The organism is Microbacterium jejuense, from assembly GCF_039544225.1.
Taxonomy (GTDB): domain Bacteria; phylum Actinomycetota; class Actinomycetes; order Actinomycetales; family Microbacteriaceae; genus Microbacterium; species Microbacterium jejuense.
This window is the reverse complement of the sequence record NZ_BAABLG010000005.1, coordinates 391,908-407,288: the sequence shown is the minus strand read 5'-3', so window position 1 is coordinate 407,288 and position 15,381 is coordinate 391,908. Positions and strand designations below refer to the sequence as shown.

The 15,381-nt window shown below is 70.5% G+C and carries 16 protein-coding genes and 3 tRNA genes; 5 read left to right on the top strand and 14 right to left on the bottom strand.

Annotation, left to right across the window (positions count from 1 at the left end; translation table 11 throughout):
- Positions 1–21 precede the first annotated feature (21 nt).
- The 12 genes from panC to tilS form a co-directional block, all read right to left on the bottom strand.
- Positions 22–867, bottom strand: a complete 846-nt coding sequence (gene panC / locus ABEA46_RS11460; RefSeq protein WP_345544676.1) for a pantoate--beta-alanine ligase — start codon at positions 865–867, stop codon at positions 22–24.
- Complete coding sequence (locus ABEA46_RS11455; RefSeq protein ID WP_345544675.1) at positions 864–1,577, bottom strand: DUF2520 domain-containing protein; 714 nt, start codon at positions 1,575–1,577, stop codon at positions 864–866. Before ABEA46_RS11455 ends, panC begins: the two co-directional genes overlap by 4 nt.
- Positions 1,574–3,289, bottom strand: coding sequence for a PH domain-containing protein (locus ABEA46_RS11450; RefSeq protein WP_345544674.1), 1,716 nt, complete (start codon positions 3,287–3,289; stop codon positions 1,574–1,576). Before ABEA46_RS11450 ends, ABEA46_RS11455 begins: the two co-directional genes overlap by 4 nt.
- Positions 3,286–3,894 (bottom strand): PH domain-containing protein, encoded by a 609-nt coding sequence (locus ABEA46_RS11445; RefSeq protein WP_345544673.1) that lies wholly within the window; start codon positions 3,892–3,894, stop codon positions 3,286–3,288. The genes ABEA46_RS11450 and ABEA46_RS11445 overlap by 4 nt, the downstream gene beginning before the upstream one ends.
- Positions 3,839–4,333, bottom strand: coding sequence for a DUF3180 domain-containing protein (locus tag ABEA46_RS11440; RefSeq protein WP_345544672.1), 495 nt, complete (start codon positions 4,331–4,333; stop codon positions 3,839–3,841). Before ABEA46_RS11440 ends, ABEA46_RS11445 begins: the two co-directional genes overlap by 56 nt.
- Positions 4,330–4,884: a 2-amino-4-hydroxy-6-hydroxymethyldihydropteridine diphosphokinase gene (folK, locus tag ABEA46_RS11435; RefSeq protein ID WP_345544671.1), complete on the bottom strand. Its 555-nt coding sequence runs from the start codon at positions 4,882–4,884 to the stop codon at positions 4,330–4,332. Before folK ends, ABEA46_RS11440 begins: the two co-directional genes overlap by 4 nt.
- Entirely contained in the window at positions 4,881–5,264 is a 384-nt protein-coding gene (gene folB, locus ABEA46_RS11430) for a dihydroneopterin aldolase (RefSeq protein WP_345544670.1), read from the bottom strand. The genes folK and folB overlap by 4 nt, the downstream gene beginning before the upstream one ends.
- Positions 5,237–6,073 (bottom strand): dihydropteroate synthase, encoded by an 837-nt coding sequence (folP, locus tag ABEA46_RS11425; protein ID WP_345544669.1) that lies wholly within the window; start codon positions 6,071–6,073, stop codon positions 5,237–5,239. The genes folB and folP overlap by 28 nt, the downstream gene beginning before the upstream one ends.
- Complete coding sequence (gene folE / locus ABEA46_RS11420; protein WP_345544668.1) at positions 6,073–6,660, bottom strand: GTP cyclohydrolase I; 588 nt, start codon at positions 6,658–6,660, stop codon at positions 6,073–6,075. The genes folP and folE overlap by 1 nt, the downstream gene beginning before the upstream one ends.
- 7 nt (positions 6,661–6,667) lie before the next feature.
- Complete coding sequence (gene ftsH, locus ABEA46_RS11415; RefSeq protein WP_345544667.1) at positions 6,668–8,671, bottom strand: ATP-dependent zinc metalloprotease FtsH; 2,004 nt, start codon at positions 8,669–8,671, stop codon at positions 6,668–6,670.
- 131 nt (positions 8,672–8,802) lie between these two features.
- Positions 8,803–9,354, bottom strand: coding sequence for a hypoxanthine phosphoribosyltransferase (gene hpt / locus ABEA46_RS11410; protein WP_345544666.1), 552 nt, complete (start codon positions 9,352–9,354; stop codon positions 8,803–8,805).
- A gap of 13 nt (positions 9,355–9,367) precedes the next feature.
- Positions 9,368–10,369, bottom strand: coding sequence for a tRNA lysidine(34) synthetase TilS (gene tilS, locus ABEA46_RS11405; protein WP_345544665.1), 1,002 nt, complete (start codon positions 10,367–10,369; stop codon positions 9,368–9,370).
- A 227-nt stretch (positions 10,370–10,596) separates the two neighbouring features.
- Here tilS and ppa point away from each other — a divergent pair, with 227 nt between their 5' ends.
- The gene (gene ppa / locus ABEA46_RS11400; RefSeq protein WP_345544664.1) at positions 10,597–11,130 is read left to right on the top strand and encodes an inorganic diphosphatase; all 534 of its coding nucleotides are present in this window, start codon (positions 10,597–10,599) and stop codon (positions 11,128–11,130) included.
- 65 nt (positions 11,131–11,195) lie between these two features.
- Here the strand turns inward: ppa and ABEA46_RS11395 are convergent, their stop codons facing one another.
- Positions 11,196–12,596, bottom strand: coding sequence for a M23 family metallopeptidase (locus ABEA46_RS11395; protein ID WP_345544663.1), 1,401 nt, complete (start codon positions 12,594–12,596; stop codon positions 11,196–11,198).
- Positions 12,597–12,858: 262 nt separating this feature from the next.
- Here ABEA46_RS11395 and ABEA46_RS11390 point away from each other — a divergent pair.
- The 4 genes from ABEA46_RS11390 (at position 12,859) to ABEA46_RS11375 (ending at position 14,885) form a co-directional block, all read left to right on the top strand.
- A tRNA-Glu gene (locus ABEA46_RS11390) sits at positions 12,859–12,931 on the top strand.
- Positions 12,932–12,952: 21 nt separating this feature from the next.
- A tRNA-Asp gene (locus ABEA46_RS11385) sits at positions 12,953–13,026 on the top strand.
- Between the two features lie 72 nt (positions 13,027–13,098).
- Positions 13,099–13,171, top strand: a tRNA-Phe gene (locus ABEA46_RS11380).
- 373 nt (positions 13,172–13,544) lie between these two features.
- Entirely contained in the window at positions 13,545–14,885 is a 1,341-nt protein-coding gene (locus ABEA46_RS11375) for a M20/M25/M40 family metallo-hydrolase (RefSeq protein WP_345544662.1), read from the top strand.
- An 80-nt stretch (positions 14,886–14,965) separates the two neighbouring features.
- On the opposite strand, the gene ABEA46_RS11370 is transcribed toward ABEA46_RS11375, so the two are convergent.
- Positions 14,966–15,358 (bottom strand): rhodanese-like domain-containing protein, encoded by a 393-nt coding sequence (locus ABEA46_RS11370; RefSeq protein ID WP_345544661.1) that lies wholly within the window; start codon positions 15,356–15,358, stop codon positions 14,966–14,968.
- Between the last annotated feature and the right edge of the window lie 23 nt (positions 15,359–15,381).

Sequence of the window (15,381 nt, the reverse complement as noted above, 5' to 3'; positions counted from 1 at the left end):
GCGGCCTCAGTCGAGGGAGCCTCAGCCGAGGTAGATCTCGGCGTTGTCGACGAAGCGGTGGCCGGCCACGGTCGCGGCGATCAGCGCCAGCGCCCGGCCCTGAGAACCCTCGTCGGCCGGCAGGAAGGTCTGCGGGTCGACGACGCTCAGGTACTCCAGACGGATGCGCGGCTCCCCCATCAGCGTCGACTGCGCCGCGGCGATGCACGCGTCGATCCCGCGATCGGCGTTGGACGCAGCGGCATCGAGGGCGGCGGGGAGCAGCGCGGCTGCGGCGAGGTCGCGGTCCTCGAGCAGGCCGACGCGCGTCGAGACCGGCAGGCCGTCGTCCCGGCGCACGGTCTGCACGGTGGCGACCTCGATATCGAAGAACAGGTCGCGGATCATGCGCTCCACGAGGAACACCCGCTGGCGGTCCCGCTCGCCGTACACGGCGACATCGGGACGCACGAGGTTCAGCAGCTTCGCCTCGACGGTGAGCAGACCGTCGAAGTAGTACGGGCGAGATCTCCCCTCGTACCGCAGGCCCAAGTCGCCCGCGCTCACCTTGGTGGTCGCAGCGCCGTCGGGCAGGAGTTCGTCGGCGCCAGGGGCGAACACCACATCGACGCCGAGCGACTCGAGCAGCCGCGCGTCCTCGTCGGGAGTGCGCGGATATGCCTCGTACTCGGCGGGCGAACCGAACCGCAGCCGGTTGACGAACAGCGACACCACCACGACGTCCGCGACCTCGCGCGCGCGATGCACGAGGTCGATGTGGCCGTCGTGCAGCGAGCCGATCGTCGAGATGAGTGCGACCCGGGCGCCGGGTGCGCCCGCGCGCACCTCGGCGAGCCGCGTCCGCAGGGCGTCGACGGTGCTGATCATCCTTGGATCGTAGCGGCGGGGTCGCTCCCTGGCCCGGAGCCGGCCTCGCTCAGCGCGTGGTCGATCGTCGTGTGTGCGAGCTGCGACAGGTAGGCGCCCGGATTCGGGATGCCGGCTTCGGCGAGCAGCGCCGTCGCCTGCCGCACGATCGATCGCGAGAAGTCGCGGGCGGTCGCGATCGCCTCGGCGTAGGCGGGCCGAGCGGACTCGTCCACGACCACCGGTTCGCAGCCGAGCTCGACCGCCAGCGCCTGCGCGATCGGCAGCACCGGCCCGGGCGCGGTGACGGCCGCATACGCGCTTGAGAGCGCCCGGAAGTCCATCGACGTTCCGCTGAACTCGATCGCAGGGTGCACGGCGAGCGGGATCGCCCCCTTCGCGACCGCGGGTGCGAGGACGCCTGTCCCCCACGCCGGATCGGTGTGGAGGACGAGCTGCCCCGGTTGCCAGGCGCCCACGTCGGCGAGGCCCGCGACCAGCCCTTCGAGCTGGTCGTGGGGCACGGCGACGATCACGAGCTCACTGCGGCGCGCGACCTCGGTGGCCTCGAGCACGGGGACGCCGGGAAGGATCGCCTCGACGCGCTCGGAGTCAGACCCCGAGGTGACGCCCACGAGCGCGTGCCCGGCCCCGGCGAGTGCGGCGCCGATCACGGGGCCGACACGGCCCGCGCCGATGACGCCGACGCCCAGACGGCCGTCGCGGGTCATGCGCCGGCCTCCGCGTCGCCCTCGTCCTGCGCCCAGCGGTGCGTGCGATCGGACTGCGCCGCGCGCACCGATGCCCGCGCGACGTCGTCGAACAGCTGCAGTGCCGCATCGCGGTCGATCGCCGCCAGGAAGGGGGTGACAGGTCCTTGCACGACGTGCGCGCGACCGTTCGTCACGCGCGTCAGGCGATCGAGCGGCCCCTGGTACAGACCGAAGCTCTGCAGCCGTGCGAGCGGCAGGATCACGATCTTGCGCCACACCACCCCGCGGCGCATGAGCAGCTCGTCGTCGGTCAGCAGGAAGCCGTTGCGCTGGTACGACAGCGGGCGGATCCACCAGGCGCGTCGCGGGGTGTTGACGAACCGGTCGCCCTCGCGCGGACCGAACATGCCCTGCTCCACGACCAGCGCGCGCTCGTCATCGGTCATCGCCGGCTGCACGAGCCGCAGCACCCGTTCGACGTCGGCCACGGTGCCGACCGGCAGCACTGTCGTGAAGTCGTCGTTGTTGCCGTCCGAAGCGCTGCGTCCGGTGAGACGGTTGATGCGGATCGTCCACCATCCGGCGGGGCGCCACATGATCGGCTGCGTCACCTCGACGGCGTGCACGCGTCCGGGCGGCAGGATCTCGGTGATCGTCGTCGTCAGGCCGTACGTGATCCGCACGCCGTCGGGCGTCGGTGCGATCGAGTACCGCAGCGACTTGAAGATCGATCGCACCCAGTACGCGCCGAAACCGATGATCGCGGGCACGAAGCCGAACAGCAGCCAGGTGATGCCCTGCGTGACGCCGATCACGATCGCGACGATCGCGAAGAACAGTCCCACGGTCGACATGCTGAGGATGTGGGATGCCACCAGCCGGCCGAGCGGGATGTGCACCACCGACTCGGGCTCGGCGACGGGTGCCTCGGGGCCCTCGATGATCCCGGTGAGCTCGCGGCTGACCGTGAGCCCCAGTGCCGCGGTGCGGCTGGCCGGACGCGCGCCGCCGGGGGCTGCGGCATCCGCCAGTCGACGCCCGGACGCGAGCCGCAGGATGTCGGCGCGGACCGCCTCGGCGTTCGCGGTCGACAGGTACTCGAGCTTGACGTTCGCCGACATGCCGGCGCCCACCACTTCGAGCTTGGCCATGCCGAGCAGGCGCGCGACCATCGGGCGCGTGAGGTTGACTCCCTGCACCCGGTCCAGCGGCGCACGCCGCTGCGTGCGGAACAGGATGCCGCTGCGCACCTCGACGTCGTCCTCGGTGATCCGGAACGTGTGGAAGCGCCACGACGTGTAGAAGACCGCGACCAGGATGATCAGCACGGCGAGCACCGTCACCGCGGCCAGGACGTAGAGGTTGTTCGCGATGATGAAGTCGACGGGGTCGCCGCCCATCTCCTCCCACTCCACGACCTCGTCGCCGACCCCGGGCGCGAGCCACGGCAGGAAGATGTAGAGCAGCCGGTCGCGCAGGTTCGAGATCACGATGCCGATCACGACGATCAGGAACAGCCCGCCGCGCAGCAGCGGCGTGAAGGGGTGCAGCCGGTGCCATTCGCCGTCGCTGAGCGGTGAGCGCACCAGCTGCGGCGGCGGAGCGGCGGGCGCCGTGGCGGGCAGAGGAACCGAGGGCTCCGCACCGGGAGCGGCCGGCCCGGGCGCGCCGCCCGCAGGACCGGGCTCGGGGACCACGGGCCCGCCGGGGGGATCAGGAACCGCGGTCATAGACCCGTGCGCCGGCTCTCGGCGACCGCGATGAGGTGGTCGCGCAGCGTCTCGGCCGTCGACTGCGCGAGGCCGGGGATCACCACGCCGGTCGCCGCCGCCGCGGTCACGAACTTGAGCTGGGCGATCCCGAAGCCGCGGTCGAGCGGACCGTGCGTGATGTCGATGAGCTGCATGCGGCCGTAGGGCACGGCGACGAACCGCTGCCACAGGATGCCGCGGCGGAACACCAGGTCGTCTTCGCGCAGCCGGTACCCGATCGAGCGGGCCTGGCGCGGCAGGATCGCGAGGGTCCACACCTGGATGACCGCGAGCACGCCTCCGACGGCCCACGCCCACCAGCCGACGTGCAGCAGCAGAGTGAGCACGAGCGTCGCCGCGATCACTATCGCGAGGAAGGACCCGTGCGAGATGAGCTGCACCGTGACGTACTTGGGTGAGATCTGATGCCATACCCCGCCCTGGAGCACGAGCCGGTTCTCGGACTTCGGCTCGGCGATCCGCTCGAACGACTCGGCGCCCGGCGCCGTCGCACCGGGTGTCGGCGTGTCAGTGGTTCCTGAGTCGCGGCTCGAGTCCGGAATCATCTCCGGGCTGTTCGTCATCGTCGTCCTTCCGGATCGTGCACAGGTGCTCCGCGACGAGTCCGGCGGCCACCAGCAGGGCGCCGCACACGGTCGTCGCGATCACCGTTCCCCATGAGCCTATCGACGGCGTGACCGGCCTCGTCGCGAGGAAGATCCACAGTCCGCCGCCGAGCCCGCCGATGGCCGCGCCGACGATGCTCGACGCCTTCGCGAGCATCGCGATCCGCAGCGCGCGGAACGGGTTGACGGCCGCCTTCGACGTGCCGTGCGTCGCACGCCGGATCGGCACCGCGAGCGCGATCACGACCGCCCCGAGCAGCACCAGCAGGATCGGCAGGGTCACGGCAGGAGTGAACGTCGAGCGTCCCGCCGATGTCAGCATCTGGTCGACGAGGAATCCCGCAGCGAGCCCGAGGACCGCTGCGACGATGAGCACGCCCGCGCCGGTGCGCTTCATCGCTCCCCCTGCAGTCTGCGCAGCGCCTCGTCGACGCGTCCGACGCCCGGCAGCACCGCATCGGGGTCGACGGCCAGCCACGGGCCCAGCACGAAGTCGCGTTCGGCGGCGCGCGGGTGCGGCAGCAGCAGACGCGGGTCGCCGCTCACGACGTCGCCGTACGCGATGAGATCGAGGTCGAGCGTGCGGTCCTCCCAGCCGGCGTCGAGCGCCGAACGCTCCGCGGTGCGCACGCGCCCGTGACGGCGCTCGATCGCGTGCAGGTAGGCGAGCAGCACCGAGGGCGCGAGGCGCGTGGTGAGCACGGCCACGGCGTTCAGGTAGGCGGGGGCCGCGGCATCCCGCCCCTCGGGCTTCAGCGCGACCGACTCGACAGGCTCTGAGGCCCGGACCCCGTCGACCAGCGGAAGGCGCGCCAGGTCGGTGATCGCCGCGGCCATCGTCTCGGCGCGGTCGCCGAGGTTGGCGCCGAGCGCCACGACGGCCTCGACCGACGCGTGCGGGAGCCGATCGACGTCGCCGTCGAACCCCTGCGCGAGCCGCCGGTTCACGCCGGCGTCCCATCGACCGCGCCGCGCGTGATCGTCACCGACACGTCCGAGAACGGCACCGTGATCGGGGCGTGCGGCTTGTGGATCGTGACCCGCGCCACCCGCACCAGAGGGTGCCGGAGCAGGTCGTCCGCGATGCGCGCCGCGACGCCCTCGATGAGGTTCAGGGGATCGCGGCCGACGAGCTCGACGATCCGCTCGGCCACCTCGCCATAGTGCACGGTGTCGGTGACGTCATCGGATGCCGCAGCCGCCGTCGTGTCGACGTACAGGCTCACGTCGACCACGAACTCCTGGCCGTCGCGGCGTTCGTCGGCGAACACGCCATGACGGCCGAACGCGCGGACGCCGGTCAGCGTGATCTCGTCGAGCGGGCCCATGCGGCTCCTTCCTCCCAGCTGCGCGCCACCGTCAGAGCATCGCGCGTACCTGCGACATCGTGCACGCGCACGGCCCACGCACCGGCCTGCGCCGCGAGCACGCTCGTCACCGCGGTGGCGAGATCGCGGCGGACCTCGCCGACCTCGGCGCGGTCGTCGTCGAGCACCTCGGCCAGGAACCGCTTGCGGCTCGTCCCCACGAGCACGCGTGACCCGGGTCCGACCAGGCGGTCGAGGCCTCGCAGCACTGCCCAGTTCTGGTCGCCGCGCTTGCCGAAGCCGACACCGGGATCGAGGATCACGCGCGACGGCGCGATGCCGAGGGATGCCGCCACCGCGACGCGATCGCGCAGCTCGGCCACCACCTCGCCGACCACGTCGGCGTACTCGGCGCGGGCGTACATGTCGGTCGAGTGACCGCGCCAGTGCCCCAGCGCGATGTCGGCGCCGGTGGGCGCGACGGCGGCGAGCATGTCGGGATCGGCGAGGCCGCCCGACACGTCGTTGACGATCCGCGCGCCGGCCTCGACGGCGGCGACCGCGGTCGACGCGTTCATGGTGTCGATGCTCACCGGGATGCCGGCCTCGGCGAAGGCGCGCACCACGGGCATGACGCGATCCTGCTCGACGCGCGGATCGACGCGCTCCGCGCCGGGCCGGGTCGACTCGCCGCCCACGTCGAGGATGTCGGCGCCCTCCGCGCGCAGCCGGAGCCCGTGCGCCACGGCGTCGTCGGCATCCGCATATCGTCCGCCGTCGCTGAACGAGTCTGGCGTGACGTTCACGATCCCCATGATCAGCGCGACCATCAGCGGCCCGCCCCGATCAGGGCCACGATCTCTGCGCGCGCCGCCGGTTCGGCGAACGCGCCCCGTGCCGCGATCGTCACCGTCGAGGCATCGGTCTGGCGACCGCCGCGCATCGTCACGCACTCGTGCGTCGCATCGAGGACCACGAGAACGCCACGGGCGTCGAGGGATGCCGCGATCACATCCGCGATCTGCTCGCCGAGGCGCTCCTGCACCTGCGGGCGCGACGAGAGGATCTCGACGACCTTGGGCAGCGCTCCGAGTCCGACGACCTGCTCGCCCGGCAGATACGCGAGGTGCGCGTGACCGCGGAACGGCAGCAGGTGGTGCTCGCACACCGAGCGGAACAGCACGTCGCGCAGGATCACGGCACCCGAGGGCAGTGTGTCGGGGGCGGGGCCGCGCGACACCGAGATCGTATGCGCGAGCGGCGCGGCGGCATCCGCCCCGACGCCCGCGAAGAACTCCGCATACGCGTCGGCGACGCGCTCGGGGGTCTGTCTCAGGCCGGGGCGCTCAGGATCCTCGCCGATCGCCTCGAGGAGCTCGCGGACGAGAGCGGCGACACGTTCACGGTCGACGGCCACGGGCGGCTCAGGCCGTCGCGGGACGCGCCTGCCCGGACGGACGGCGCTTGGCGGCCTTCTCGGTCTGCTGCTCGGCCTCGACGCTCGCGGCGAGGCCGGCCTCATCGCGACGCTGCGGCACCTCGACCGGAGGCAGCTCCGAGACGGGGCGCTGCTCGCTGGACAGCCACTGCGGACGCGGCGGGAGGCGCTTGACGTCCTTGAAGATCTCGGCGAGCTCCAGGTGGTCCAGCGTCTCCTTCTCGAGCAGCTCGAGAGCGAGCTTGTCGAGGACCGCGCGGTTGGCGTTGATGACCTCGTACGCCTCGTTGTGCGCCTGCTCGATGAGGTCGCGCACCTGCGAGTCGACGCGCTCGGCGATGCGCTCCGAGAAGTCGCGGCCGTGGCCCATGTCGCGGCCCATGAAGACCTCGCCCGAGGACTGGCCGAGCTTGACGGGACCGATGTCGCCGGTCATGCCGTACTCGGTGACCATCTTGCGGGCGATGCTCGTCGCCTTCTCGATGTCGTTCGACGCGCCGGTGGTCGGGTCGTGGAACACGATCTCTTCGGCGACACGGCCGCCCATCGCGTACGTCAGCTGGTCCTGCAGCTCGTTGCGGGTGACTGAGTACTTGTCGTCGAGCGGCAGCACCATCGTGTAGCCGAGGGCCTTGCCGCGCGGCAGGATCGTGACCTTCGTGACCGGGTCGGTATGGTTCATCGCCGCTGCCGCGAGAGCGTGGCCGCCCTCGTGGTAGGCCGTGATCAGCTTCTCTTTGTCCTTCATCACGCGGGTGCGCCGCTGCGGGCCGGCGATCACGCGGTCGATGGCCTCGTCGAGCGCGCGGTTGTCGATCAGCTGCGCGTTCGAGCGAGCGGTGAGCAGGGCGGCCTCGTTCAGCACGTTGGCGAGGTCGGCACCGGTGAAGCCGGGGGTCTTGCGGGCGACGACTTCGAGGTCGACGCCGTCGGCGAGCGGCTTGCCGCGGCCGTGCACCTCGAGGATCTTCTGGCGGCCCTTGAGGTCGGGGGCGTCCACGCCGATCTGGCGGTCGAAGCGGCCCGGGCGGAGCAGGGCGGGGTCGAGGATGTCGGGGCGGTTCGTCGCCGCGATGACGATGACGTTCGCCTTGGGGTCGAAGCCGTCCATCTCGACGAGCATCTGGTTCAGCGTCTGCTCGCGCTCGTCGTGGCCGCCGCCGAGACCGGCGCCGCGGTGGCGGCCCACCGCGTCGATCTCGTCGATGAAGATGATGGCCGGCGCGTTGTCCTTCGCGTTGTTGAAGAGGTCGCGCACGCGGCTCGCGCCGACACCCACGAACATCTCGACGAAGTCGGAGCCCGAGATCGAGTAGAACGGCACGCCCGCCTCGCCGGCGACGGCGCGCGCGAGCAGCGTCTTGCCCGTTCCGGGAGGGCCGTACAGCAGCACGCCCTTCGGGATGCGGGCGCCGACGGCCTGGAACTTCGACGGGTCCTTCAGGAAGTCCTTGATCTCTTCGAGCTCTTCGATCGCCTCGTCGGAGCCGGCGACGTCCTGGAAGGTGACCTGGGGCATCTCCTTGGTCACGAGCTTGGCGCGCGACTTGCCGAACTGCATGACCTTGCTGCCGCCGCCCTGGGCGCTGGACAGCAGGAACCAGAACAGCAGGCCCAGCAGCAGCATGGGCAGCAGGAGCGAGAGGAAGCCGTCGAACCACGTCGCGCGCGGCACCTCGTCGTTGAAGCCGTCCTTCGGGTCGGCGGCGTTGATCGCGTCGACGACCTCGTCGGCACGGGCCGTGACGTAGTAGAACTGCACGTCGCTCGCGCCCTCGTAGTCCTTCGAGAGCTTCATGTCGACACGCTGGTCGCCGTCGGTGTTGACCACCTCGGTGACGGTGTCGCCCTTGAGCAGCTCGAGACCCTCCTGCGTCGAGATCTGCTTCGCGCCGTTCAGGCTCGAGATGAGCGAGAACCCCACGATGAGGAAGACCCCGATCAGCAGGACGTAGAAGAGCGGGTTGCGAGTGATCTTCTTGAAGTCCATGGTGCGGGCCCGAGCCCGATCCCTTTCGTCGACGACCCGTCGCAGGGCCGATTACCCCCGTCGACGGTTGTTTCAGGGTAGCGCGGGCTTCCTAGGCACAATCTGTGCATTCGCCCCGGGCGTAATCCTCGTCAGCTGTACACATGCGGTGCGAGCACCGCGACATCGCGCAGGTTGCGGTACTTCTCGGCGTAGTCGAGGCCGTAGCCCACGACGAACTCCGGCGGGATGTCGAACCCGACGTACTTGCAGTGCACCTCGACCTTGGCGGCCTCGGGCTTGCGGAGCAGGGCGAAGACCTCGACGGACGCCGCCCCACGGGCCTCGAAGTTCTCCAGCAGCCAGCTGAGGGTCAGGCCCGAGTCGATGATGTCCTCGACGATCAGCACGTGCTTGCCGAGGATGTCGGTGTCGAGGTCCTTGCGGATCTGCACGACGCCGCTGGACTTCGTGCCGGCGCCGTACGACGACACCGCCATCCAGTCCATCGTGACGTGCTTCTTGAGGGCCCGGGAGAAGTCGGCCATGACCATGACCGCCCCCTTGAGAACGCCCACGAGCAGCAGATCCTGGCCGTCGTAGTCCGCGGCGACCTGCGCCGCGATCTCGTCGAGCTTGGCTCGGATCTCCTCCTCGGTGACGAGGACTTCGGTGATGTCGCTGGAAACGTCGGCCGCGCGCATGGACAGATTCTATTCAGGCCCGGGCTGAGAACTCGATGCGTCCACCGGCACGGCGGGCGCGGCATCCCGGCAGATCGATCGGCCCCTGGCCGGTCCAGTCGGTCGCCAGCCGCGCCACTTCGAGGGTCTGCGCACGGGTGAGGCTCTCGTGGAACTCGCTCGCGACGACCAGCCGGATGATGCGGTGGCGCAGCGCCGCCGGGTTGGCCGCGAGCGCCGCCGCCGACACCGAGATGCCGGCCTCGGCGTGCTCCACGATGTCTTCGATCGTCTCGTCGATCATCTCGTCGAAGGCCGCGGCGTCTTCACGCAGCTGGGCCGCCGTCCGCGCGAGGGCCTCGGCGATCCCCGGCCCGAGCTCGGCCTCGAGCACCGGCAGCACCGTCTCGCGCACGCGCACCCGTGCGAAGCGGGGGTCGGTGTTGTGCGGGTCGTCCCACGGCGCCAGCCCTTCGGCCGCACAGGCGGCACGCGTCGTCGAGCGCCGCACGCCCAGCAACGGCCGCAGCAGCAGGACCTCGGAGAGCCGGGATGCCTCGGCCATGCCCTGCAGGCTGGTCGCGCCGGATCCGCGTGCGAGGCCGAGCAGCACGGTCTCGGCCTGATCGTCGAGGGTGTGGCCGGTGAGGATCGCCGCGGCATCCTCGGCGATCGCCGCCTGCCGCAGCGCCGCGTAGCGCGCATCGCGGGCCGCCGCCTCCGGACCGCCGCCCGCGCCCGTCACCTCGACGCGCACGACGCGGGCCTCGAGTCCCAGAGCCCCGGCCGCGGCGGAGGCGGCGGCCGCGGCATCCACCGATCCCTCCTGCAGTCCGTGGTCGATCGTCACGGCCACCGCACGCAGGCCGCGCTTGGGCGCCTCGAAGGCGGTCGCGGCCGCCAGCGCGAGCGAGTCCGCGCCGCCCGACAGGGCGACGACCACGGTGCCCCCCGGCTCGAACACGGCCAGCGCCCGGCGCACCGCCAGGCGCACCTCGGCGACGGCGGGGTCCAGTCGGGATCTGCGCTCGTCCACGCGTCCACGGTAGCGGGTCCCCGCCCACCCGTTCGTTGAGCGAGCGAAGCGAGACGAAACGCCGCACGCCGCCCATCCGACGCGCCACCTCGCCGACTCCGGCGCATGGCCGAGTCCCGAGAGCGGCTCACGACGCTTCGTCTTCGCTCGTTCCTCGCTCCGCTCAACGAACGGGGGCGCGCGACTAGGCTTGTCGCGGCATCCCCGTCTTCCGAAGGAGCACCACTATGGGCGCGTACGACGCCGTCATCGAGATCCCGCGCGGCAGCCGCGTGAAGTACGAGGTCGACCACGGCACCGGCCGTGTCTTCCTCGACCGCATCCTCTACACGCCCATGGGCTACCCCACCAACTACGGGTTCTTCGAGAACACGCTCGGTGAGGACGGCGACCCGCTCGACGTGCTCGTCATCCTCGACGTCGACCTCGCCCCCGGCATCCTCGCCTCGGTCCGCCCGGTCGGCGTGCTCAAGATGAGCGACGAGGCCGGCGGCGACGACAAGGTCGTGGCCGTGCTCGCCAAGGATCCGCGCTGGGCGCACATCCAGGACGTCGGCGACATCCCGGAGTTCCTGCAGAAGGAGATCGCGCACTTCTTCGAGCACTACAAGGACCTCGAGCCCAACAAGTGGGTCAAGGTCGACGAGTGGGCGGGTGCGGCCGAGGCCGAGCGCCTGGTCGACGAGGCGTTCGCGCGCTTCGCCGAGCACGAGGGTCAGACCAAGACCCAGGGTGAGGGCATCGCGCCGTCGACGCTCTGACGAACGACATGTGAAGAGGTGGATGCCGGGCGCCCGGCATCCACCTCTTTCGTTCGTTCAGGGGGTCAGACCGAGATGCCCCGGGCCGCCATGAAGTCGACCGGGTTCACCGGGTAGCCGTTGACATAGGTCTCGAAGTGGCAGTGGCAGCCGAACGAGCGGCCGGTGTTGCCCTCGCTCGCGATGAGCTGACCGGCCGACACCCACTGGCCGACGCCGACGAAGATGCCGCCGTTGCGGATGTGGCCGTAGCCGGTGCCGATGCCGCCGCCGTGGTCGATCTTGATGTAGTTGCCGTAGCCGCCGTTCCAGCCGGCGTACACGACCCGGCCCGCATAGGCCGCGTAGATGGCCGAGCCGCAGCCCGCGGCGAGGTCGACGCCGTAGTGGAAGCTGCTGGAGCAGCCCTGGCTGCCGCACTGCGTGGCGCGCGCGCCGTAGCCCGAGCTGCGCCACCCGGAGTTGGGCCGGCACCATCCGGAGCCGATGACGACGCCGCCGCCCCCGCTTCCGCCGCCGCCACCACCGCCGCCGCCCGACGCGGCCGCTGCGCGCGCGGCAGCCTCGGCGTCGGCGCGCGCCTTGGCGGCTGCCGCCGCCTCGGCCTCTTTGCGGATGCGCTCGCCCTCCTGGTACTCGGCGATGGTCTTCGCCGTCGTGTCCTGGAGAGCGGCAAGCTGCGCCTCGAGCTCGCCCTGCTTCGCGGTCTGCGCGTCGAGAGCGGCCTGGGCCTCGTCGGCGGCCTTCTGCGCGGCCACCATCTTCTCTTCGGCGATCTTCTGCAGCTTGTCGCGTTCGGTGCGCTGCACCGCGGCCTGGTCACTCAGGCTCTGGGCGGAGTCACGGGCGGTGACCGCCTGCGCATAGAGGTCCTGGTTGCGCTCGACGAGCTTGTCCATCGTGCCCAGACGCGCGAGGAGGTCGTCCGCACCCTTCGCCGACCCCGAGAAGAACAGCTCCATCGAGGTGTCGTCGCCGCCGTTGCGATAGAGCTGTGCGGCGACGCGGCCCGCCTTGTCGGCGGCATCGGTTGCGGCTGCCGCCTGTTCGTCGGCCTGCTGCTGCAGCTGGTCGGCACGCAGCGCCGCATCGAAGAAGGCCTGCTGCGCGGCGTAGAACTCGTCGGAGGCCTGCTGCGCGATCTGCCTCTTGGCCTCGACATCGGCCTGCAAGCCCGCGATGAGGTTCTGGATGTTCGTGATCTCGACCTGCTTGGCCGCCTCATTCGCCTTGGCCGCCTCGACGTCGTCCCACGAGGGATAGTCGGCGGCGAAGGCGCGGCTGCCGAACGGGCTCACCGCGGCGCCGAACGCGCTCAGCGCGGCGACGCCGAGGATGCCGATGCCCAGCGCCGCACGACGGTTGACCGTCGGCCAGAGACGCTTGCGCTCAGCCGGTGAGGGGGCGCACCCGCACTCCGGAATGGGCTCGGCAGAGGATTCGGCGGTGACGTTGTCGGGTTGCACGGGTCCTCCCCTCGCGACGTCAACGTTTTCACACTAGCAACATCAGTAACATGCGCAACCCCCAGCGCGGCGTTGCGCAAACCCCCAACTCGGCGTTGCGGAACCCCCAGATTCGCACGTCGAAAGCTGCCCGCACCGAGCGGTCACCCCGCCAGTTTCACCCCGCATGCGGGGTTCCACAAGAGCGCCACGCCCTCGATTGGCGTTTTGCTCGATGTTTACGTATGCTTGGTCCTCGGCAGTGAGCCTCTGAGGTTCACCCGGCCCCATCGTTTAGCGGCCTAGGACGCCGCCCTTTCACGGCGGTAGCACGGGTTCGAATCCCGTTGGGGTCACGCCCACAATTCAATAAGCATGGCCCTGTAGCGCAGTTGGTTAGCGTGCCGCCCTGTCACGGCGGAGGTCGCGGGTTCAAGTCCCGTCAGGGTCGCTCCGAGCGACGGGCCCTTTTCTTGAAGAGGGCCTTTCGTCTAGGATGCGGCAGATCTTGTATGTGCCGCATGGCTCTGTAGCTCAGTTGGTAGAGCGTTCGACTGAAAATCGAAAGGTCACCGGATCGATGCCGGTCGGAGCCACACGGGTGATCGTTACAGTCACCCCAGGAACCCTCGCGTAGCTTCTACATCGCGGGGGTTTCGTCTTTCCCGGAATCACGCGGCTTTCTGCCGCTTCTGGGAATGTCGGCGCGGGGGCGCGTCAGGGTTCGAGGGCTCGTTCGACCGCTCCGCAGGTGGCTCGCTGCGCCGCCCTGAGGCTGGGATGCGAGCACTCAGCAGGTCTGCCGTGCTACGCCACGTGACGTTGGGAGACCGGCCCCACTCGACTGACGAGGTTGACTGCCGAGGACGAGACGGACACGAGAAGTGCTGCGCCCACCGTCTCGCGCGCCGGGCTCGCCTTGGCCGAGACCCGGCCGGGTTCGCACGCCGACCCGAAGGAAGAGGACGAATGACCGCCCATTGGCAGAACGCGACCCTGCTGGAGAGGGAAGCCCTCGAGTTCGTCCGCGAGCTCATCCGGATCGAGAGCGTCAACACCGGCGTCGCCGAGACGATCGGAGACGGCGAGACCCGCGCCGCGCGATTCGTGCAGGAGCGCCTCGCTGAGGCGGGCATCGACGCGGAGTTCGTGGAGTCGCGCGCCGGCCGCGGCTCCCTGGTCGCGCGGATCGCCGGCCGGGATCCGGAGGCCGGCAGCCTGCTGGTGCACGCACACCTGGATGTCGTGCCGGTGGAAGAGAAGGACTGGACGCACCCGCCGTTCGGCGCCGACATAGAGGACGGCTATCTCTACGGCCGCGGCGCCGTCGACATGAAGAACTTCGCCGGAACGATCCTCGCAGTCGCGCGCCACCTGCGCCGCGAGGGGATCGTGCCGCGGCGCGACCTGGTCTTCGCGTTCCTTGCCGACGAAGAGAGCGGCGGGGTGTGGGGTGCGGGGTGGCTGGTCGAGAATCGCCCGGAGCTGTTCGACGGAGTGACCGAGGCGCTCAGCGAGGTCGGCGGCTTCTCGGTGCCGCTGACGGCGGACGCCTCCGACGACCGCCGTGCGTACTTGGTGGCCACGAGCGAGAAGGGCGTCGCCTGGTCGACGCTCCGCGCCCGTGGCCACGCCGCGCACGGATCGCGCCCGACCGACGACAACAGCGTCGTGCGTCTCGCACAGGCGGTCGCGTCGGTGGGTGCGCATCGCTTCCCGGTGGTGCGTACACCCGCCCTGCAGCGCTTTCTCGATGTGTTCGGCGAAGCGCGGGGTCTGGCGTTCACCGACGAGTCGCTTGCCACCGATCTGGAGAGTCTGGGATTCGTCGCGTCGCTGGTGGGGGCCACGACCCGGAACACCGCGACCCCCACGGTGCTGTCGGCGGGCGACAAGACGAACATCATCCCCGCCGAGGCCTCCGCACGCCTCGACATCCGTGTGCTGCCAGGACAGGACGACGCGCTGCGTGCTGGTCTGCGTGAGCTGGTCGGCGACGGTATCGACATCCGCGAGGGGCGGTGGTGGTCGGCGACCGAAGCGCCCGTCGACGCCCCGATCATCGCAGTGCTGCAGGATGCGATCTCGCGCGAGGACCCCGACGGCGTGGTCGTGCCCTACCTGCTGCCCGCGAGTACTGACAACAAGCACTTCGCGCGACTGGGGATCAACGGCTACGGCTTCGTGCCGTTGCGCGTGCCGGGCGAGTTCGATGTCTTCGCGCAGTTCCACGCTGCGGACGAGCGTGTTCCGGTCGACGCCCTGCTGTTCTCTGCGCGGGTGACCGCCCAGATCCTTCAGACGGCCTGACCGCCGCCGAATGACGGATGCCTCGACTGCCGCACGGGCAGGTCGAGGCATCCTGAACCGTCGTCAGACGGCTGTGGGTCTCAGAGGTCCTCGCCGGCCTCGGCCGTCGGTGCGCCGGACTCCTTCCACGCCGGGAATCCCCCGTCGACGTGGGCGACGTTGGTGAAGCCCTTCGCGCGGAGTTCCTCGGCGACCGGACCCGAGCCGCGGATCGAGCCGCACACAATGACGATGTCCTGGTCCCAGTCGGTGATCTCAGCGAACTTCTCAGGCGAGTCGATCAGGAACTGAGCGTCGAGGTTGTCGCGGTCGCCGCGGATGGAACCGGGGATCACGCCGTCGCGCGCGCGGCCCGCGTCGCTGCGCACGTCGACGACGAGGGCGCCGGCGGCGGCGCGCCCGGCGGCTTCCTCCGGGGTGATGAGCGGGGCGTCGTACGTCGGCTCGATCGCGGTGTCGACGGTGTCGGTCATGTGCAGGTCCTTTCGGAGGTGAT